This window comes from Kribbella sp. NPDC104740, assembly GCF_055583505.1.
On sequence record NZ_JBVJNV010000002.1, the window covers coordinates 795,104 to 814,559 of the forward strand.

Below are 19,456 nucleotides of genomic sequence, written 5' to 3' on the forward strand. Positions count from 1 at the left end.
CGAGGTGTTGCCGAGGATCAGCCCTTCACGGCGCCGATCAGGATTCCCTTGGTGAAGTAGCGGGCCACGAACGGGTAGATCAGCAGCACCGGCACGCTCGCCACCACGATCAGCGAGTACTTGAGCAGGTCGGCCAGTTCCTGGCGTTGCAGGGCCAGCGACGCGTCCACCGCGCCGCCGCCGGAGGTGTTCAGGATCAGGATGTTGCGCAGCACCAGCTGCAGCGGGTACAGATCCGGGTTCTTCAGGTAGATCAGCGCGTCGAAGTACGAGTTCCACTGCAGGATCGCGTACATCAGCGCGACCACCGCGATCATCGGCTTGGCCAGCGGGATCACCACCGACCACAGGAAGCGCAGGTCGCCACAGCCGTCCAGCTGCGCGGCTTCCACCAGCTCCTCGGGGATCGCGGTCCGGAAGTAGGTGCGCGCGACGATCACCTGCCAGACCCCGATCGCCTGCGGGACGATCAGCGCCCACCGGGTGTCCAGCAGCCCGGCCGACTGCACCACCAGGTACGTCGGGACGAGGCCGCCGGTGAACAGCATCGTGAACAGGACCAGGCTCATCACCACGTTGCGGCCGACCAGCGTGCGCCGCGACATCGGGTAGGCGATCGCGATCGTCAGCGTGACGCTGACGATCGTGCCGACCACCGTGTAGAACAACGAGTTCACGTACCCCTGGACGACCTGCGGGTTCTGGAACACCGCGTGGTAGCCGCGCAGCGAGAAGTCCACCGGCCAGAAGTGCACCCGGCCCGCGGACACCGCCTGCGGGCTGCTGAACGAGCTGGCCACGATGTAGAGCAGCGGCAGCAGCACGATCGCGAGGAACACGATCAGCAGCAGGTACACGCAGAACATGAAGAGCCGGTCGCTGCGCGGCTCCCGGATCCGGCGGGCCCTGGCGGCCCGGCGCTCGGTGCGCGTCGCGGTGCTCATGACCACAGTCCGTTCCCGGTGATCCGCTTGGCGACCGCGTTCACGATCAGCAGCAGGACCAGGTTGATCACCGAGTTGAACAACCCGACCGCCGTCGCCAGGCTGAAGTCCGCGTTCAGCAGACCGGTCTTGTACACGTAGGTGGCGATGATCTCGGACTGGCTCAGGTTCAGCGGGTTCTGGAACAGGAACGCCTTCTCGAACCCGATCGCCATGATGTTGCCGACGGCAAGCACCAGGATGATCACCGCGGTCGGCATGATGCCGGGCAGGTCCACGTGCAGGATCCGGCGCAGCCGGCCGGCGCCGTCGACCCGGGCCGCCTCGTGCAGCGCCGGGTCGATCCCGGCCAGCGCCGCGAGGTAGATCACCGCGGAGTACCCGGTGGTCTGCCAGACGTCGGACCAGACGTAGATGTGCCGGAAGTAGTCGGGGTTGCCGAGGAAGTCGATCGCCGGGACACCGAAGAAGCCCAGTCCCTCGTTCACCAGCCCGATCCGCGGCGACAGCACCAGGATGGTCATCGAGACCACGACCACGGTGGAGATGAAGTACGGCGCGTAGGTGACCAGCTGCACGGTCTTCTTGAACAACCCCGTCCGCAGCTCGTTCAGCGCCAGGGCCAGCACGATCGCCAGCGGGAAGCTGGCCGCGACGGTGTAGACCGACAGCACGAAGGTGTTCTTCACCAGGGTCCAGAACACCGGGTTGTGGAAGAACGTGTCGAAGTTCTGCCAGCCGACCCACGGGCTGGCCCAGATGCCCTTGATCACGTTGTAGTTCTTGAACGCCAGCACCGAGTTCGACATCGGGATGTACTTGAAGACGACGAACCAGAGGATCGGCACGACCATCAGCAGGTACAGAGTCCAGTGCCGCCCGAGGCTCCGCCGGAAGCCCTTCAGCCCCGGGCGTTCGCGCCGCCGGCGTCGCTTCGGCGGGTTCGGGAGCTCGCCGGCCGGTGGCCGCACGGTGGCCAGCGTCGCCATCAGGCCTCCCCGCCCGCGGCACTCACCCGTACGCCGGTGCCGGCGCTGAGCCGCACCCGGAGGCGCTCGTCGCCGTACCTGACGACGCGCTCATGGTCGCGATCCGCGGTGAGCACGGCCTCGACGCCGTGCGGCGTCCAGGCGATGTCGACCGTCACCGCTCCGCGCGCTCTCAGCCCGGTCACCCGCCCACTCGGCCACTCCGCCGGCAGCGCGGGCAGCAGCTCGATCTCGCCGGTGTGGCTCTGCAGCAGCATCTCGGCGATGCCCGCGGTGGTTCCGAAGTTCCCGTCGATCTGGAACGGCGGGTGCGCGCAGAACAAGTTCGGGTACACGCCGGCGCCGCTGCCCGGCCGGCCGGTCGCGCTGTCGTCGGCCGGCCGGAGATAGGTCCGCACCAGCCGGTACGCCGCCACCCCGTCGCGCAGCCGGGCCCGCAGGCAGATCTTCCACGCCAGCGACCACCCGGTCGCCTCGTCGCCGCGCAGGTCGAGCGATCGCGCCGCCGCGGCGGCGAGCTCCGGCGTACCGTCCGGTGTGATCGCGTCGCCGGGATGCACACCGATCAGGTGCGACATGTGGCGGTGGTGCGGGTCCTCCTCGGCGAAGTCCGTCGCCCACTCCTGCAGCTGTCCGCGGCCGCCGATCGGTGGTTCGGGCAACCGCTTGCGGGCGGTCGACAACTCCACGACCAGCGGGTCGACGACGTCCAGCAGCTCCGCGGCCTGCTCGACCAGCAGGAACAGGTCGGCGATCAGCGTGAGGTCCATCGTCGACGACACGGTGACCGAGGCCGGCTGCCCGTCGGCCGCGAGGTAGTCGTTCTCGGGCGACGTCGACGGCGCCGTACCGAGACTGCCGTCCGGCAGCTCGACCAGCCAGTCGAAGCAGAACTCGGCCGCGCCGCGCAGCACCCGCCACGCGTCGCCGAGGAACTGCAGGTCGCCGGTGTACTCGTAGTGGTCCCACAGATGGCGAGCCAGCCACGCGCCGGCCATCGGCCAGTTCGACCAGCGGGGATCACCTTCGACCGGGAAGCTCCAGCACCACGCGTCGGCGTTGTGGTGCGCGGTCCAGCCGCCGCACCCGTAGCGCTCGCGGGCGGTCTCGCGGCCGGCCTGTGCCAGGTCACCGACGTACCGGAGCAACGGTTCGTGGCACTCCGACAGGTTGGTGGTCTCGGCGGGCCAGTAGTTCATCTCGGTGTTGATGTTCACCGTGAAGTTCGAGCTCCACGGCGGCCGGAGCACCTCGTTCCAAATGCCCTGCAGGTTGGTGGGGAGCCCGCCCGGCCGGGAGCTCGCGATCATCAGGTAGCGCCCGTAGTTGAAGACCAGCGCGGCCAGCGCGGGGTCGTCGCGGTCGGCCGCCTGCTCGATCCGCAGATCCGTCGGCAGGTCCGACCGCCCGGCGAGTTCCAGCGACGAACGGCGGAACAGCGCGCGATGGTCTCGCTGATGGTCGGCGAGCAGGTCGCCGTACTCGCGGTCCAACGCCGTGCCGACTCGCTCGTCGGCGGCGGACCAGCACTCGTGTCCCGTCCTCGACGGCGTCGCGAACGGACCGTCGTACCCGGTCGCGGTGGACAGCACGACCACGACCTCGGTCGCCCGCTCGACCGCGAGCTCGGTCTCGCTCGCGCGGACCTCGCCGTCGGTCCTGACCCGGAGCGCGATCGCGCCCTCCATCCCGCGGTCGGCGCCGTCGGAGTACCGGACAGGTTCCGGTACGTCGCGATGCGGCGGCGCGACGTCGGCGGGGGCCTGGACGAACAGGCCGAGCCCGTCGCTCACGGCGTACGGGGTCGACCGCAGTTGCGACGTGAGCCGGCAGACCACGTCCAGCACCGGCTCCGACGCGGTCAGCCGCTGAACCAGTACGCCGTCCGGCGCACTGACGAACACCTCCTGACGGACCTGCACTCCCCCGAACTCGTACTGCGTCGTCGCGATCGCGCCGTCCAGGTCCAGCTCGCGCCGGTAGTTCTCGGCTCCTGGCGTCCGGCCGTCGATCTGCGTGGTGAGCAGGAGATCGCCCAGCGGCAGGTAGGCCTGGCAGTAGCCGGAGTGGAAACCACCGGCCAGCGTGTGCGCCCGCCGTACGTCGCCTTCGGCCAGCGCATCGCGAACCGCCTGTACGGCGTCGGCGCCGGTGGCACCGAGCGGGCTCGACAGCAGGCGCGCGGTTTCGGGACCGCCCGACCACAGGGACTCGTCGTTCAGCCCAATCCGGTCGCTGCCGACCCCTCCGAAGCACATCGCGCCGATCCGCCCGTTGCCGAGCGGCAACGCCTCCAACCAGGTGCCGGCGGGCCGGTCGTAGACCAGCCGTCGCCAGCCGGAGGGATCGGGACTCTTCAGGTTGCCCATAGCGGAGGCCTTCCGAGAAGTTGGACATTAATCCCATGAATTCCGGGGATCGTAGCGCTCCCACCGCGGCTGGTCCATACTTGATCGACATCCAGGCGGGACAAAGATGCCATCAATTCGCAACCGTGAGGGGACCCCATGCCACGCATCAGTTCGGTGGAGGTGATCGACGTGCGCTTCCCGACGTCGCAGACCCGGGACGGTTCGGACGCGATGAACAAGGACGGCGACTACTCGGCGGCGTACGTCGTCCTGCACACCGACGACCCCGCGCTGACCGGGTACGGCTTCACCTTCACGATCGGGCGCGGCAACGACCTGTGCGCCACGGCGGCGGCGCAGCGCGGTGAGCCGCTGGTCGGCCGGGACGTCGACGTGCTGTGCTCGGACCTGGGCGCGATCTACCGGGAACTGCAGTCGGACACCCAGCTGCGCTGGCTCGGCCCGGACAAGGGGGTCGTCCACCTCGCGCTGGCCGCGGTGATGAACGCGGTCTGGGACCTGGCCGCGCGGCGGGCCGGCGTACCGCTGTGGCGGTTGCTGGCCGAGATGTCACCCGAAGAACTCGTCGCGGCCGCCGATCTGCGGTACCTCAGCGACGTGCTGACCTCGGAGCAGGCTGTCGAACTGCTGACTGCCGCGGAGCCGGGACGCAAGGAACGCATCCGGCAGATCGAGGCGTCGGGCTACCCGTGCTACACCACGTCGGCCGGGTGGCTCGGCTACTCCGACGCCAAGCTGCGCCGGCTGTGCGAGGAAGCCGTTGCCAGCGGCTACAAACACGTCAAGCTCAAGGTGGGCGCCGATCTCGCCGACGACGTACGGCGCTGCGGGATCGCCCGGGAGGTGCTCGGTCCGGACGCGCACCTGATGATCGACGCGAACCAGGTCTGGGACGTCCCGGAGGCGATCGAGTGGGTCACCGCGCTGGCCCACTTCGAGCCGCTGTGGATCGAGGAACCGACCAGCCCCGACGACGTGCTCGGCCACGCCGCGATCCGGAAGGCGGTCGCGCCGATCGGCGTCGCCACCGGCGAGCACGGGATGAACCGGGTGCTGTTCAAGCAGATGTTCCAGGCCGGCGCCATCGACTACTGCCAGCTCGACGCCGCCCGGCTCGGCAGCGTGAACGAGGTCCTCGCGGTCTACCTGCTCGCGGCATCGTTCGGCGTACCGGTCTGTCCGCACGCCGGTGGGGTCGGGCTGTGCGAACTCGTGCAGCACCTCGCGGTCTTCGACTTCGTGGCCGTCTCCGGCAGCCTCGAGGGCCGGGTCACCGAGTACGTCGACCACCTGCACGAGCACTTCGTCGACCCCTGCGTGGTGCGCAGCGGTGCGTACGTGCTGCCCAGCGCCCCCGGTTACAGTGCCGAGATGCACAGGCAGTCACTCGAGACCTATCGGTTCCCGGACGGCGGCTACTGGTCGTCCCTCGCGGACCAGGATCCACGCCCATGACGCCGGCCAAGGTCGGTGAGCAGCCGCGCACCTCCGGCGTCTCGCAGAGCGAGGTGGTGGTGCAGGGCGTCCGGCAGATGATCATCGACGGCCGGCTGCGGCCCGGCGACCGGCTCCCGGTCGAGAAGGACCTCGCGGCCGCGCTCGGGGTGTCCCGGAACCCTTTGCGGGAAGGGGTCCGGGCGCTGTCGATGATGGGCGTGCTGGAGACCCGGCAGGGCGACGGGACCTACGTCACCACCCTCGACCCGTCGATGCTGCTGGCCCCGATGGGGTTCGTGGTCGACCTGCAGGACGGCAGCGGGACCCACCACCTGCACGCCGTACGGCGGATCCTGGAGACCGAGGCGGCGGCGTCGGCGGCCCGGCTGATCGGCCCGGACGAGCTGGCCGCGGCGGCCGAGCTGCTGGAGCACAACGCGAACGAGCTGACGCTGGCCGAGCCGAACCACGAGACGGTGATCGAGAACGACATCGCCTTCCACCGGATCATCGCGCAGGCCGGTGGCAACCCCGTCCTGGCCGCGCTGATCGACGCCCTCGGCGGGCGCACGATGCGCGACCGGCTGCGGCGATCGATCACGCAGCCCGGCGCGGACGACACCGCGCACCGCGAGCACCTGTCGATCCTGTCCGCGCTCACCACCCGCGACCCGGACCGCGCCCGCGCGCGGATGGCCACCCACCTGTTCACCGTCGAGGACAGCCTCCTCGGACCACCGACCACGGAGTGACATGACGACCCTGCACTGGACCACGCCCGAGCTGACCTTGACGTTCACCCTCGACGACGGCCCGGTGCGGGTGGCGGCCAGTGCCTCGGAACCGCACCAGGCGCTGGTCGAGGTCTCGGCCGTCGGGTACGGCAACGAGCTCAGCACCGCCCGGCACGTCGACACGGTGCTCGGCCAACGACTGCGGTACGTCGACCACGAGGATACCGGTACGACGTTGCGGATCGTGCAGGAGGACGCCGAGTCCGGTCTGCGGGTCGTGAGTGTGTTCGCGGCAGGTGCCGGTGTCCGGGCGTGGTCGGAGGTCTCGTGCAGCAGGGACCTCGAGCTCACCTTCGTGTCGTCGCTGGTGATCGGCCTGGAGTCGGCCGACGTCGAGCTGTACTCCGCGGCGACGAGCTGGATGGCGGAGAGCCGGTGGTCGGTTGATCGGCTCCGCGCGGGTGCGCTCGCCGGCATCGCCAGCGAAGGTCATCGTCATGTTGCTCGCAGCCGCCACGCGGTGACCAGCGTCGACTCGTGGTCCAGCGGCGAGCGGCTGCCGGTCGGCGTACTGGTCGATCGTGCCGCGTCGTCGGCGCTCGGCTGGCAGATCGAGCACAACGGGCCGTGGCACTACGAGATCGGCGAGAGCCGTGCGGGTGGCTACCTGCTGCTCAGCGGGCCGACGGATCAGGAGCACCAGTGGAGCGTCACGCTCACCGCCGACACCTCCTTCGTCAGCGTGCCCGTGTCGCTGGTCGCCGGGCAGGACCGGGACAGCACGTTCGCGGCGCTCACCCGGCAACGCCGCGCCATCCGTCGGCGGCGCCCGATCGACGACCCGATGCCGGTCATCTACAACGACTACATGAACACCCTGCTGGGTGATCCGACCACCGAGAAGCTGCTGCCGCTGATCGACGCGGTGGCGAGTGTCGGTGCGGACTACTTCTGCATCGACGCCGGCTGGTACGCCGAGGGCGACTGGTGGAACACCGTCGGCGCCTGGCAGCCGTCGACGACCCGCTTCCCGAAGGGCCTCGGCGAGGTGATCGAACGGATCCACTCGCACGGGATGACCCCCGGCCTCTGGCTCGAACCCGAGGTGATCGGCACCCGCTCCCCGATCGCCCGCGAGCTGCCCGACGACGCGTTCCTGACCCGGCACGGCAGGCGGGTCACGCAGTCCGGCCGCTACCTGCTCGATCTGCGCAGCCCCGCCGCCCGGCGGCACCTGGACGCCACGGTCGACCGGCTGATCAGCGACTTCGGTGTCGGCTTCTTCAAGTTCGACAACAACACGACCACCGGCCCGGGCACCGACAAGGGCGGCACCTCGCTCGGTCACGGCCTGCTGGAGCACAACCGCGCGCTGCTCGACTGGCTGGACGGCGTACAGGCTCGTCATCCCGGGCTGCTGATCGAGAACTGCGCCTCCGGCGCGATGCGGATGGACTACGCGATGCTGTCCCGGCTGCACCTGCAGTCGACGTCGGACCAGGAAAACCCGTTGCTCTACGCACCGATCACCGCGGCCGCCCCGGCCGCCGTACTCCCCGAACAGGCCGGCCACTGGGCCTACCCGATCAGCGGCAGCACCCCCGAGGAGTTCGTCCTCGCCCTCGTCAACGGCATCCCCGGCAGGCTCTACCTCTCCGGTCACCTGAACCGGATGACCCCCATCGAGCTCGACCTGATCCGCTCCGCGCTCGCCGCCCACCGCACCCTGCTCGCGGACCTGGACACCCTCGTCCCCAGCTGGCCGCTCGGCCTCCCCACCTGGGACGCCGAGTGGATCGCCCTCGCCCTCACCAGCCCGACCGTCGCGTACCTGACCCTCTGGCACCGCTCCCCCGGCCCGTCGACGGTGACGCTACCGATCGCCCACTCCGACGTCGCCGCCCACTTCCCCACCGACCCCGGCGACTGGACCTTCACCAGCTCCGGCGACTCCCTCACCGTCACCACCAGCACCCCGGAACCCTCGGCCCGAGTCTTCCGGCTGACGCCCTGACCTCAGCGAGGCGGCCGGAGGACCGCGAAGGGGTCGGTGACGGTCAGCTCGCGCGCGACGAATCTGTAGACGGTCGCAGGCCGGCCGCCGCTCTGGCCGGGTGAGGCCCGGCGTTCGGTCGGGTCGATGACGTGGCGCCGGGTCAGGACCCGGGTCAGGTTGGTGGCGCCGAGCTCGTAGCCCAGGGCGGCCCCGAACAGGTCGCGTAGTTCGGCGATCGTGAACTCCAAGGGGGCCAGCGCGAAGCCGATGTTGGTGTAGGACAGCTTGGCGCGCAGCCGGCCGACCGCGGCCTCGATGAAGTAGTGGTGGTCGAACGCGGTCCGCGGCAGGTCGTCGACCGGGTGCCAGACCGTGTCGGACGGAAGCACCGGCTGCACGTCGGACGGGACCAGGCCGAGGTAGGCCGTCGCCAGGACCCGGGCCCGCGGATCGCGGTCGATCGCGCTGTGGGTGGCCAGTTGTTCGAGGTGTGCGACGTCGCGGATGTCGACCTTGGTCGCCAGGTGCGCGGTGATCGCGTCCCGCAGCCGCTGGGTGGCCTCGACCCCACCGCCGGGCAGCGCCCAGCGGCCGGCGTACGGGTTCAGGGCGCGCTTCCACAGCAGGACGCACAACCGGCTGTCCCGGACCGACAGGACCACCGACAGCACCTCGTGCGGGTAGCTGGGGATGTTGACCGGATCACCTTTCTTGGCTGCGGGCACGCCGCCGATGGTAGCGTGCAGCTAGTTATCGCCTCTCAGGCGAAAACATGATCGAGATCGGAGTACGCCGTGCAGCCAACGATCGAGACGGTCCGGACCGCGGTGACGGCCGCCCTGGCCGAGGACCAGGCGGTGGACGACGTCACGACGCGGTGGAGTGTCCCGGCCGAGCTCCAGGTCGAGGCCACGGTGGTCGCCAAGCAGGCCGGTCGCGTGGCCGGCCTGCCGCTGCTGGAGGGCGTGTTCGCCGCGATCGACCCGACCGTCACCGTGCGGCCGGCGGTCGCGGACGGCGACCTGGTCCGGCCGGGACAACAGCTCGCGTCGATCAGCGGCGCGGCCCGCTCGATCATCACCGGCGAACGGGTGGCGCTGAACTTCGTCCAGCGGATGTCCGGCATCGCGACCCTCACGGCCGCCTTCGTCGCCGCGATCGGGGCGCGCCCGGTCCGGCTGCTCGACACCCGCAAGACGGCACCCGGCCTGCGGGCCCTGGACAAGTACGCCGTCGCCTGCGGCGGCGATACGAACCACCGGCTCGACCTGGCCGCCATGGTCCTGCTCAAGGAGAACCATCTCGCCGCGGCCGGCGGCATCCTCCCCGCCGTACGCCGGGTTCGCGACGGCATGGCCGCGGAAGGCCGGACGCCGGCCATCGAGGTCGAAGTCACCACCGCGGCGGAAGCCCAGGAGGCGCTCGACTGCCAGGTCGAGTGGATCCTGCTGGACAACATGCCGGCCGCGGAGATGGCCCGGATCGTCGAGCGGCGCAACCACTCCGGGTCCGCCGCACGGCTCGAGGCCTCCGGCACCGTCACGCTCGACACCGTCGCGGACGTCGCCGCCACCGGTGTCGACGCCGTCTCGGTCGGCGCGCTGACCCACTCCCCCACGGCACTCGACATCAGCCTGCTGGTCGCCCGCGACCACGGCGCCAACTGAGGAAGAAGGAACCGTTGTGACCATCGGTCAGACGACTTGGCAGGACGAGGTCCGCCACCTCGCCGCGGAGCGCGACGCGGTGATTCTCGCCCACAACTACCAGGAGCCGGCGATCCAGGACGTCGCGGACCACGTCGGCGACTCCCTCGCCCTGTCGCGGATCGCCGCCGAGACGGACGCCTCCACCATCGTGTTCTGCGGTGTGCACTTCATGGCCGAGACCGCCAAGCTGCTCAGCCCGGACAAGACCGTGCTCATCCCCACCGCCCAGGCGGGCTGCTCACTGGCCGACACCATCGACGCCGACCAGCTCCGGGCCTGGAAGGCCGAGCACCCCGACGCCGCGGTCGTCGCCTATGTCAACACCACCGCGGCGGTGAAGGCCGAGGCCGACGTGTGCTGCACGTCGTCCAACGCGGTCGAGGTGGTGAACTCCATCCCGGCGGACCAGCCGATCCTGTTCCTCCCCGACCAGTTCCTCGGCGCCCACGTCCGCCGGCAGACCGGCAGGGACAACATCGAGGTGTGGATGGGCGAGTGCCACGTGCACGCCGGCATCAGCGCGGCCGACCTGCGCGCGCAGGTGGCGGCCGATCCCGAGGCCGAAGTCCTGGTCCACCCCGAGTGCGGCTGCGCGTCGTCCGCGATCTGGCTGGCCGGGGTGGGTGACCTGCCGGCCGAGCGGACCCACATCCTGTCCACCGCCGGCATGCTGGACACGGCCCGCGACCTGACCGCGAAGACGGCCCTGATCGCGACCGAGATCGGCATGCTGCACCAGCTGCGCAAGGTCAACCAGCAGACGAACTTCGTGCCGGTGAACCCCAAGGCCTCGTGCCGCTTCATGAAGATGATCACCCCGGAGCTGCTGGTGCGGTGCCTGCGCGAAGGCCGCGACGAGATCCAGCTGCCGCCCGAGGTCGTCGAGCGGGCCCGCCGCTCGGTCGAGCGGATGGTTGCCATCGGCAAGCCTGCGGGTGCTCGATGACGCGCACCGTCGACGTGGTCGTGATCGGCTCCGGCGTGGCGGGCCTGTCGGTGGCGCTCGGTCTCGCCGCGACGCGCGACGTCCTGGTGCTGAGCGCGGGCGACGGCAGTACGCCGTGGGCGCAGGGCGGCGTCTCGGCGGCGTACGGCGAGGACGATCCGCTCGACCACGCGCGCGACACCGACATCGCCGGCGCCGGATTCTGCGATCCCCGCACCGTCCGGGCGCTGGTCGAGGAGGGGCCGCAGCGGCTGGCCGAGCTGATCGCCCACGGGGCGCGGTTCGACCGCAACGCCGACGGATCGCTGTCGAGAACGCTGGAGGGCGGCCACAGCCGGCCCCGGATCGTGCACGCCGGCGGCGACGCGACCGGAGCGGAGGTGCATCGCGCGCTCCTGGCCGCCGTACGGCGAACCGGTGTCGAGACGATGACCGGCCGGACCGTCGGCCTGCTCCGGTCGGACTCCGGAAGCGTCGTCGGCGTGCTCGCCGAAACGGGCGGCCGGCTCACCCGGATCGGCGCGCGCGCCGTCGTCCTGGCGACCGGCGGGATCGGCAACGCCTACCTGGCGAGCACCAACCCGTCATCGGTGCGCGGTGACGGCATCGCCCTGGCCTTGCGCGCCGGCGCATCGCTGGTGGACATGGAGTTCGTCCAGTTCCACCCCACGGCGCTGCACACCGGTGAGACGAGCGGGCAGCTGCCGCTGGTCACCGAGGCCGTCCGCGGCGAAGGTGCCGTGCTGCGCGACGCCCAGGGCCGCCGGATCATGGACGGACTGCACCCGCGCGCCGATCTGGCGCCGCGGGACGTCGTCGCACGGGCCATCGAGGCGACCATGCGCCGGGACGGGTCCGACCACGTCTGGCTGGACGCCACGCGGGTCGCGCCCGACCTGCTTCGGCGGCGGTTCCCGACCGTGCTGGCTTCCTGTGCCCGCATCGGCGTCGACCTGGTCTCCGAGCCGATCCCGGTCGCGCCGGCCGAGCACTTCCTGTGCGGCGGCGTACGGACCGACCGCGACGGCGCCACCGACGTACCAGGCCTGTACGCCGTCGGCGAGGTCGCCGCGACCGGTGTGCACGGCGCCAACCGGCTCGCGTCGAACAGCCTGCTGGAGGGACTGGTCTTCGGCCGGCGCGTCGCCACGGCGTTGACCCTCGACCTTCCGCCCGCGGACCACGGCCGCTCGCACGAGATCACGCTGGGCGAGGACCGCGAACCGGAACGGATCCGCACGATCCTGAGCCGGTACGCCGGCCTCCGCCGCGACGCCGCCGGCCTGCACGCCGCCGCCGACGAGCTCGCCACCGCGGGCACCGGACCGCTCGCGACGGTCGCGCGGTCGGTCGTCGTCGCCGCGACCACCCGCCAGGACAGCCGCGGTTGCCACTGGCGCTCCGACCATCCCCACCCCGACGACCGCTGGGACGGCCACGTCGTCGTACGCCTCGACGAGGAAGGCCGGCCGACGACCCGCGAGCTTCAGCCCTCGTAGTGTCGGCGCCGGTCGCTACGGTTCGTCCGTGGCTGCCACCGAGGTTCCCCGGATCCAGATCGCGACCGCCGTCCTCGTGCGCGACGGCCTGCTCCTGCTCGCCCACCGCCACCCCCGGCGTCACGCGTACGCCGACCGCTGGAGCTTCGTCGGCGGCCACGTGGACCCCGGCGAGTCACCCCGGCAGGCGGTCGCCCGCGAATGCCTGGAGGAGATCGGCGTCCACATCCACGACCCCGCGCCCTTCCCGATGACGGTCGACAACCCCGCCCTCCAGATGCACGCGTTCGTCGTCACCCTCTGGACCGGCGAACCGGCCAATGCCGCCCCCGAAGAGCACGACGACCTGCGCTGGTTCCACCCGAGCGTGCTCGCCACCCTGCAGATGGCCCACCCGGAAACCGTCCCGGCCGTCCTGGACGCCGTCCAGCAGGGTCGTACGACCTAGCGAAGGAGCATCCCCAGCCAGGCCTGCGCCACCGCGACGAACTCGTCGACAGCGAGCGCCGTGACCAGCACCATCCCGACGCTCAGCGTCAGCACTCCGGCGAGGCCCTGCCAGCGGCTGGTCGGCTGCGGCCCGGCGATGGCGGCGACTCGCTCGACGACCTTCGAGCCGTTCAACCCGAGCGCCGGGCTGCGACCCGAAGCGACCAGCGAAGCCTTCGCCACCGCGCGGGCAACGAGCTCGCGGTTGCCGATCTCGTCGGCGGCATCCTCGTCCGCGGCACGCTCGACCAGGAACACGACGAGCGTGGCGAGCTTGCCCAGCAGCGGATTCACCGCGGCCGCGTACGCCGCGACAGCCACCAGCCGGTGGTGCCGCCGGTCGAGATGCGAGTGCTCGTGCGCCAGCAACGCCCGCCGCTCGGCACCGTCGAACAGTTGCAGCATCCCGGACGTCACCAGCACATGCCCCGGACGCCCCGGAACCGCCACAGCGAACGGCTCCGGCAGATCAGCAACCGCCAGACCAGCCCGCGGTACGCCGATCGCACGCAGCTCCCGCACCACCCGGTGCCGACGAACGACCTCCCGCACGAACCGGATCGCCCCACCCAGCAGGATCAGAGCGGCAATCGACGCCAGCCAGTCCGGCACCGGCTCGGGCAGGCCGAGCTCGGGCCGTTCGTCGAAGGCCGAAAGCGGCGGCAGGTCGTCGAAGAGCGTCAACGACAGCAGCGTCAAGCAGCAAGTGGAGGTCAGTGCCGCAACCACAGCACCGAGGGTCGCCAGTCGCGCCGCGGCGGTCGGCCGCAGCATCATGGCCATCCTCCGCGCGGCCGGCGGGACCAGCACACCCAGGACCAGCGGCAGGTAGACCCAGACCCTCACGACTCCTCCTTCGGCCGGTTCGCCAACCACTGCCGCAGGATCTGCGCCTCGTCGTCGTCCAGTACGGCGGCGAACTCACGCAGGACCTGTTCGCGGTCACCGACTCCGCTCAGCGTCGTCCGCAGCTGCGCGGCCACCGACGCGGCCTCGTCCTTCGTCGGCCAGTACACGTGCGCCCGCCCCCGCTCGGCGCGTTCGACGACGCCCTTGGCCGCGAGCCGGGTCAGGATGGTCTGGACGGTGTTGTAGGCGAGCCCGTCGCCCACCTGCGCCTGCACCTCGGACGCCGACAGCGGCGTACGGGACGCCCACAGCGCCGCCATCACCTGGGCCTCCAGCTCACCGGCGCCCCGGCGGCTGCCCTTTTCAGTCACGACGAAGCCCACCTCTCGGCCCGGCGCCAGGCCCTGGAGCCTGGCGCCGGACAGCTGCGAGTCGTCAGCCGTCGTTCTCTGCTGACGGGATCACGGAACCCGGTACGTCAGCCGGCGCGAAGATCCGGCTCTCACCCGGGTACGGCGTGGACCAGTCGTGCGCCTCGTACCAGTCGAAGTGGTTCAGCTGGGCAGGGTTGGCGAAGTCGGCCCGGGCGTCCGGACCGGTCAGCTTCTGCTGCGTCTTCCAGCTGTCCCACTGCGCCGCGACCGCCTGCTGAGCCGCCGGTACGACGGCCTGCGGCGCGGGAGCGGCGTTCGGGTTCTGCGCCGCCGGGGTGTCGGCACCGCACGACGGCGGCGTCGGCAGGCCCGCGGTCAGCGAGGTCCGGTTCGGCACCGCGTTGTACGGCGTGAAGTTCGGCGCCGTGGTGAACGCGCCGGTCATCGGCGTCGCCGCGGTGTCCTTCTGGTTCATCGGCTTGATCCCGAGGATCTGCTCGATGGTCCGGATCATCGTGATCTGCGTGTAGTACCGGCTGTCCACCACGCCCCGCCGGGCGTACGGGCTGATGATCTGGATCGGCGCCCGGTGCCCGTCGACGTGGTCCAGCCCGGCCTGGGAGTCGTCCTCGACGACGAAGATCGCGGAGTCCTTCCAGTACTTGCTGTGGGTGATCTGGTCGACCATCTTGCCGACCGCCAGGTCGTTGTCGGCGACCTGCGCGGCGCCGTTCGGCGGGCCACCGGTGTGGTCGCTGGACAGCCAGAACATGTTCAGGTTGGCCGGCCCGTACTTCGCGAAGTCCCGCTTCCAGATCTCGTAGCGGTACAGGTCCGGCACCGCGGTGTCGAACTTCGGGAAGGTGTGCACCGACACGTTGTTCAGCGACGGGATCGGCGACGACGACACCAGCGGGTACGCCGTGCTCTGCCCGGTCGCAGCCATCGCCAACGTGTCGCAGTACAGGTTCTGCCAGGTCGCCCCGGCGGGCTTGGTCAGGAACTGGTGGAACTCGCCGAAGTCGCGCACCGACTTGCCGGCCGCCTGCGCGCCGGTCCAGATGAAACCGGTCTGCTGGTGACCCAGCGCGTCGTCCTCGGTGTCGTAGCTGCGCAGGTACTCCCCCGCCGACGACTCGGTGTACTCCGGGTTGTCGGCCTGCATCAGCCAGTTGTGCCCCTCGGCGGAGTTGGTGCCGATGTCGTAGGTGTTGTCGTACAGCCCGAACTGGCGGGTCAGCTCGTGCTGGTTCGGCGTCACGTTCTCGCCGTACTGCGCGAGTGCCGGGTCACCGTTGCCCTCGGCAATGTCACCGAAGAGCTGGTCGTAGGTGCGGTTCTCCTTGACGATCAGGAACACGTGCTTGATCGTCGACGGGTCGCCGAGCTTGACCGGCACCGGGACCGGCTTCGGCTTCGGCTTGCCCTTCTTCGCGGCCTGGGCGGCGTTCGGGGTCCAGCCGTTCTGCTGGAACACCTTCTCGGTGCCGGCCTTGATCGCGTGGTCGTCCGGCAGCCGGAACCTGGTCAGGCTGGACGTCGTGTCGTGCGTCCCGTGGCCGGCCGCGGTGGTCTCCCGCCGGGCGTCGACGCCGCGGGTGTTGGAGACGATCACGTCCTTGCCGACGGTGGTGATCTCGGCCGGGAAGTAGTCGGTCGGGATCAGGCCGACGTAGCTCACCGGCTCGAGCGCGTTGCGGTACTTGTAGACCGCGACGGCGTTCGCGCGGCCGAGCGTGACGAGCAGGTGCCCGTCGTCGGTCAGCGTGACACCGTTCGGCTCGTAGCCGACCGACGCCTCGGTCCACGGCTGGGTCGCGATCGTCTGCAGCACCTTGTCGCGCTTGGTGTCGATCACCGACACCGAGTTGGTCGCGGTGTTGGTGACGAACAGCGTGCCCTGCTTGGCGTACAGCGCGGTCGGGTGCAGCCCGACGGTGATGCTGCCCGGGACCGCGGCCGGCTTGGCCAGGTCGATCACACTGACCGTGCCGGTCGTGGTCGCGGCGGTGATCTGCGACGCGAGCACCTGGGTGCCGTACGAGTTGATCGTCGGCTCGCCGACCTTCGCCGGCCGGCCGCCCTCGTTGCTGACGTACAGCTTCGAGCCGACCTGCAGCAGGTCGCGCGGGGCGTTGCCGACCGCCCAGCTCTGGGTGATCGCGCCGGTCGCGGTGTCGATCGCGACGACGCGGTTCTGGCCGTTGACGGCCGAGTAGACGGTCGCGCCGTCGGCCGAGAAGACGGCCTCGCCGACCAGCGCGTGCTTCGCGCCGTCCGCGGCGATCGGGACGAACGTCGGGTTCGTGAGCGACCCGTCCGGCTGCACGGAGAACCGGCGGTAGCCGTCGGCCTGCCCGAGCCAGAGCTGGGTGCCGTCGGGCGAGTACGTCGGGCCTTCCTGGCCGACGTCGTTGCCCGGGATCTTCAGGTCCGCGGCGGCGTTGTTGCCGGCGTACTGCTGGACCTTCCAGGTCTTGAGGTCGATGATCGCGAGCGCCATCCCGCCGTCGGTGACCGACGCGGCGAGGTGGGTGCCGTCGGGGCTGACCGTCGACGACATGATCTTCCCCTTCTGGAGGAGAAGGCGGTCACCGAGTGGCGCGATGTACTGGTCGCTGGAGACGACCTGGCCGTCGCCGGTGACCTGACCGACGCGGTCGGTGCCGAACTGCTGAGTGGAGGCGACGGCGGTCCCGGCCAGGGCGGCGGCGAGTGCCGTCGTCCCTGCCGTGACCACGGTCACCCGTCGGCCGGTGCGCCGGCCGAGGAGGGTTAGCGGACCCTCCTTGGCACGCCTGCGGCGTGTTACCTGCATGGGTTGGTTCCCTTCAGGGAGTGGACGGAAGCAGTTCGATCAAGCCGTCGAACTGCCAGAGCGGGTTCGGCTCGTCGCCGGCCGGCGTGCGGACCAGGAAGTAGCCGTTGACTTCCTTCGGCCCGTCGCCGTCGGCGACGTACCGGCCGACGGGGTTGATGTCGAGCTGGTAGATGGCCGAGCCGGCGGCCTCGACACCGGGGACACGCCAGCTCACGACGCAGCGCCAGTCGTTGCCGGGTCCCTGCGCGGCGACCTGGTCACCGCCCTTGGTGCAGGCCACGGAGGTCTGCAGCTGGTCCTCGGCGACGGCCGGGCGGTTGAGCTGCTGGGTCTGCAGCCGGTAGAGGTGCGCGAACTCGGTGGCCAGCGCGCGCTGCACCTTGTCCTGGTCGATCCCGGAACCGGTCGCTCCGGCTGCTGGGCCGACGACCAGGCTGGTCAGGCCGAACAGTACGACGAGCGGCAGCGCTCCGGCGACCAGCGCCAGCTGGCCGGAGCCGTCGTGCGACGGGTTGGTGAAGTCACGGCGTACGAAGAGGAAGTAGGCGAGCGCGGTCGCGACGACGGCCCAGACCAGGCTGACCACGATGCCGATCACCAGCGGACCGACCTGGCCGGGACTCGTGAACAACCCGTTCCAGCTGATGAACGCGTACCCCGGCAGGGCGAGGCGGACGGCGACCGGCACCGGGAGCATCTGGATGATCTGCATCGCCAGCGCGACGAGGGCCGGGAGCAACAACCCCATCGGCGACCGCCCGAGCGCGACCGACCCGAGCAGACCGATCGCGGCCAGCGCCAGCGTCGGCGCGAGCGCGCAGGCCCAGGCGAGCAGCACCCGCCCGGCGGCGTCACCGGGTGACAGCACCCCGCCGTCCAGGCCGATCAGCGAACGGTTGCCTACGACAACAACTCCGGCGATCGCGCTCGACACCACCAGCCCGGCCACGAGCAGCAGGATCACGGTCAGGCTCGCGAGCGACTTGGACACGAAGATCCGCCGCGGCGACCGTACGGCGACCAGCAGGTGCCGCCAGGTCCCGAGCCGGTCCTCCGACGCGAACACGTCACCGGCGACCAGCGAGGTCAGCAGCGGCAACGCCCACGAGCCGGAGAAGCCGAGCAGCACCAGCGGACCGGCCCAGCCGGTCGCGTGCATCCACCGGCCGAACAGGGTGTCGACCGGCAGCGACGCCTGCTGGCTGACCACGGCGACGAACACCGCAGGCGCGAGCCAGCACGCGATCACCAGCAGCCGCACACGCCACTGCGAGAGCAGCTTGACCAGCTCGAACCGGTAGCCGCGGCCCACCGAGACCTGGTGGACAACGGGCGGTGCTCCAACCACGGCGGCGGTCATCGGTCGATCTCCTGGTCCTGCTCGGTGAGCGCGAGGAAGGCGGCTTCGAGCGGCGACACCACCGGCGCCAGCTCCCGTACGGCGACGTCGGCGTGCACCAGCCGTCTCACCAGCTCGTCGAGAGCGGCGACCAGGCCGGACACGACCAGAACCCCATCCCCTTGCTCGGCGGCGACCCGGATCCCGTCGACGTCAGCCGCGACCTTGCGCGCGGCGTCCTGGTCGGAGGTGACGATCCGGTAGTCGAGCTCGCTGTTCTCGTTCGCGAGCTTGCCGAGCGGCCCGGAGAACGCGACCCGGCCGGTGGACAGGATGGTGACCTCGGAACAGAGCGCCTCGACGTCGTCCATCCGGTGACTGGACAGCACGACGGCGGTGCCCTCGGCGGCCAGCCGCGTCAGTACGCCGTACACGTGCTTCTTGCCGGCCGGGTCGAGACCGTTGGACGGCTCGTCGAGGATCAGCAGCCGCGGCCGGGTGAGCAGCGCGGCCGCGAGACCGAGGCGCTGCCGCATGCCGAGCGAGAAGCCGCGGGTCCGGTCGTTCGCGACATCGGTGAGGCCGACCTGGGCGAGCACGTCGTCGATGGTCTTCGCCATCGCGTCGTCGCCGCGCAGCGCGGCCAGCGCGGCGAGGTTCTGGCGAGCGGTCAGCGACGGGTAGAGCCCAGGCCCGTCGACGAACCCGGAGACCCCGGCGGGGACAGCGAGCGCGCGGCCGACCGGCGTACCGAGGATCTTCAGGGTTCCGCTGTCGGCGACGGCCAGACCGAGCAGCAGCCCGAGCAACGTGGTCTTCCCGGCCCCGTTCGGGCCGACCAGCCCGTGGATCTGCCCGGCCGGAACGGTCAGCTCGACCCCGTCCAGGGCGACGACCTCACCGAACGTCTTCTGGATCCCTCGAGCGTGGACAGCGAGCGGTGCGTCCATGGTTCCCT

16 protein-coding genes are annotated in these 19,456 nt (G+C 70.7%); 7 read left to right on the plus strand and 9 right to left on the minus strand.

From position 1 onward, the window contains the following. Positions 1–17: 17 nt before the first annotated feature. Genes ACZ6Z4_RS13320 through ACZ6Z4_RS13330 form a run of 3 tightly spaced genes read right to left on the minus strand, consistent with a single transcriptional unit; the run spans position 18 to position 4,302 of the window. A complete protein-coding gene (locus ACZ6Z4_RS13320) occupies positions 18–944 on the minus strand; it encodes a carbohydrate ABC transporter permease (RefSeq protein WP_363669244.1) in 927 nt (308 codons plus the stop codon). Continuing rightward, positions 941–1,933, minus strand: a complete 993-nt coding sequence (locus tag ACZ6Z4_RS13325) for an ABC transporter permease (RefSeq protein ID WP_363669242.1) — start codon at positions 1,931–1,933, stop codon at positions 941–943. Before ACZ6Z4_RS13325 ends, ACZ6Z4_RS13320 begins: the two co-directional genes overlap by 4 nt. Next, positions 1,933–4,302: a glycoside hydrolase family 95 protein gene (locus tag ACZ6Z4_RS13330; protein WP_465562370.1), complete on the minus strand. Its 2,370-nt coding sequence runs from the start codon at positions 4,300–4,302 to the stop codon at positions 1,933–1,935. Before ACZ6Z4_RS13330 ends, ACZ6Z4_RS13325 begins: the two co-directional genes overlap by 1 nt. A gap of 138 nt (positions 4,303–4,440) precedes the next feature. On the opposite strand from ACZ6Z4_RS13330, the gene ACZ6Z4_RS13335 reads away from it, so the two are divergent. Genes ACZ6Z4_RS13335 through ACZ6Z4_RS13345 form a run of 3 tightly spaced genes read left to right on the plus strand, consistent with a single transcriptional unit; the run spans position 4,441 to position 8,490 of the window. After that, on the plus strand, positions 4,441–5,760 hold the full coding sequence (locus ACZ6Z4_RS13335; RefSeq protein ID WP_465562372.1) for an L-fuconate dehydratase: 1,320 nt from the start codon (positions 4,441–4,443) through the stop codon (positions 5,758–5,760). After that, the gene (locus tag ACZ6Z4_RS13340; protein ID WP_465562374.1) at positions 5,757–6,494 is read left to right on the plus strand and encodes a FadR/GntR family transcriptional regulator; all 738 of its coding nucleotides are present in this window, start codon (positions 5,757–5,759) and stop codon (positions 6,492–6,494) included. The genes ACZ6Z4_RS13335 and ACZ6Z4_RS13340 overlap by 4 nt, the downstream gene beginning before the upstream one ends. Position 6,495: 1 nt before the next feature. Then, a complete protein-coding gene (locus ACZ6Z4_RS13345; RefSeq protein ID WP_465562376.1) occupies positions 6,496–8,490 on the plus strand; it encodes a glycoside hydrolase family 36 protein in 1,995 nt (664 codons plus the stop codon). A 2-nt stretch (positions 8,491–8,492) separates the two neighbouring features. Here the strand turns inward: ACZ6Z4_RS13345 and ACZ6Z4_RS13350 are convergent, their stop codons facing one another. Next, positions 8,493–9,197 (minus strand): NUDIX hydrolase, encoded by a 705-nt coding sequence (locus ACZ6Z4_RS13350; RefSeq protein ID WP_465562378.1) that lies wholly within the window; start codon positions 9,195–9,197, stop codon positions 8,493–8,495. 69 nt (positions 9,198–9,266) lie between these two features. Between ACZ6Z4_RS13350 and nadC the strand changes: the two genes are divergently transcribed. From nadC to ACZ6Z4_RS13370, 4 genes are read left to right on the plus strand one after another with little or no spacing between them, the layout of a single operon-like run. Continuing rightward, the gene (gene nadC / locus ACZ6Z4_RS13355; protein WP_465562380.1) at positions 9,267–10,139 is read left to right on the plus strand and encodes a carboxylating nicotinate-nucleotide diphosphorylase; all 873 of its coding nucleotides are present in this window, start codon (positions 9,267–9,269) and stop codon (positions 10,137–10,139) included. Between the two features lie 16 nt (positions 10,140–10,155). Continuing rightward, positions 10,156–11,127 (plus strand): quinolinate synthase NadA, encoded by a 972-nt coding sequence (nadA, locus tag ACZ6Z4_RS13360; RefSeq protein WP_465562381.1) that lies wholly within the window; start codon positions 10,156–10,158, stop codon positions 11,125–11,127. Then, complete coding sequence (gene nadB / locus ACZ6Z4_RS13365) at positions 11,124–12,626, plus strand: L-aspartate oxidase (protein WP_465562382.1); 1,503 nt, start codon at positions 11,124–11,126, stop codon at positions 12,624–12,626. The genes nadA and nadB overlap by 4 nt, the downstream gene beginning before the upstream one ends. 28 nt (positions 12,627–12,654) lie before the next feature. After that, positions 12,655–13,074, plus strand: coding sequence for an NUDIX domain-containing protein (locus ACZ6Z4_RS13370; RefSeq protein WP_465562384.1), 420 nt, complete (start codon positions 12,655–12,657; stop codon positions 13,072–13,074). Here ACZ6Z4_RS13370 and ACZ6Z4_RS13375 read toward each other — a convergent pair. The 5 genes from ACZ6Z4_RS13375 to ACZ6Z4_RS13395 all read right to left on the minus strand — a co-directional run bounded on the left by ACZ6Z4_RS13375 (position 13,071) and on the right by ACZ6Z4_RS13395 (position 19,448). Continuing rightward, positions 13,071–13,961, minus strand: a complete 891-nt coding sequence (locus tag ACZ6Z4_RS13375; RefSeq protein ID WP_465562386.1) for a M56 family metallopeptidase — start codon at positions 13,959–13,961, stop codon at positions 13,071–13,073. The genes ACZ6Z4_RS13370 and ACZ6Z4_RS13375 overlap by 4 nt on opposite strands. Then, positions 13,958–14,335, minus strand: coding sequence for a BlaI/MecI/CopY family transcriptional regulator (locus ACZ6Z4_RS13380; RefSeq protein ID WP_465562388.1), 378 nt, complete (start codon positions 14,333–14,335; stop codon positions 13,958–13,960). Before ACZ6Z4_RS13380 ends, ACZ6Z4_RS13375 begins: the two co-directional genes overlap by 4 nt. Before the next feature lie 64 nt (positions 14,336–14,399). Next, positions 14,400–17,084: a phosphoesterase gene (locus ACZ6Z4_RS13385; RefSeq protein ID WP_465562390.1), complete on the minus strand. Its 2,685-nt coding sequence runs from the start codon at positions 17,082–17,084 to the stop codon at positions 14,400–14,402. Between the two features lie 85 nt (positions 17,085–17,169). Beyond that, the gene (locus ACZ6Z4_RS13390) at positions 17,170–18,519 is read right to left on the minus strand and encodes an ABC transporter permease (RefSeq protein WP_465562392.1); all 1,350 of its coding nucleotides are present in this window, start codon (positions 18,517–18,519) and stop codon (positions 17,170–17,172) included. Then, positions 18,516–19,448, minus strand: a complete 933-nt coding sequence (locus tag ACZ6Z4_RS13395; protein WP_465562394.1) for an ABC transporter ATP-binding protein — start codon at positions 19,446–19,448, stop codon at positions 18,516–18,518. Before ACZ6Z4_RS13395 ends, ACZ6Z4_RS13390 begins: the two co-directional genes overlap by 4 nt. Between the last annotated feature and the right edge of the window lie 8 nt (positions 19,449–19,456).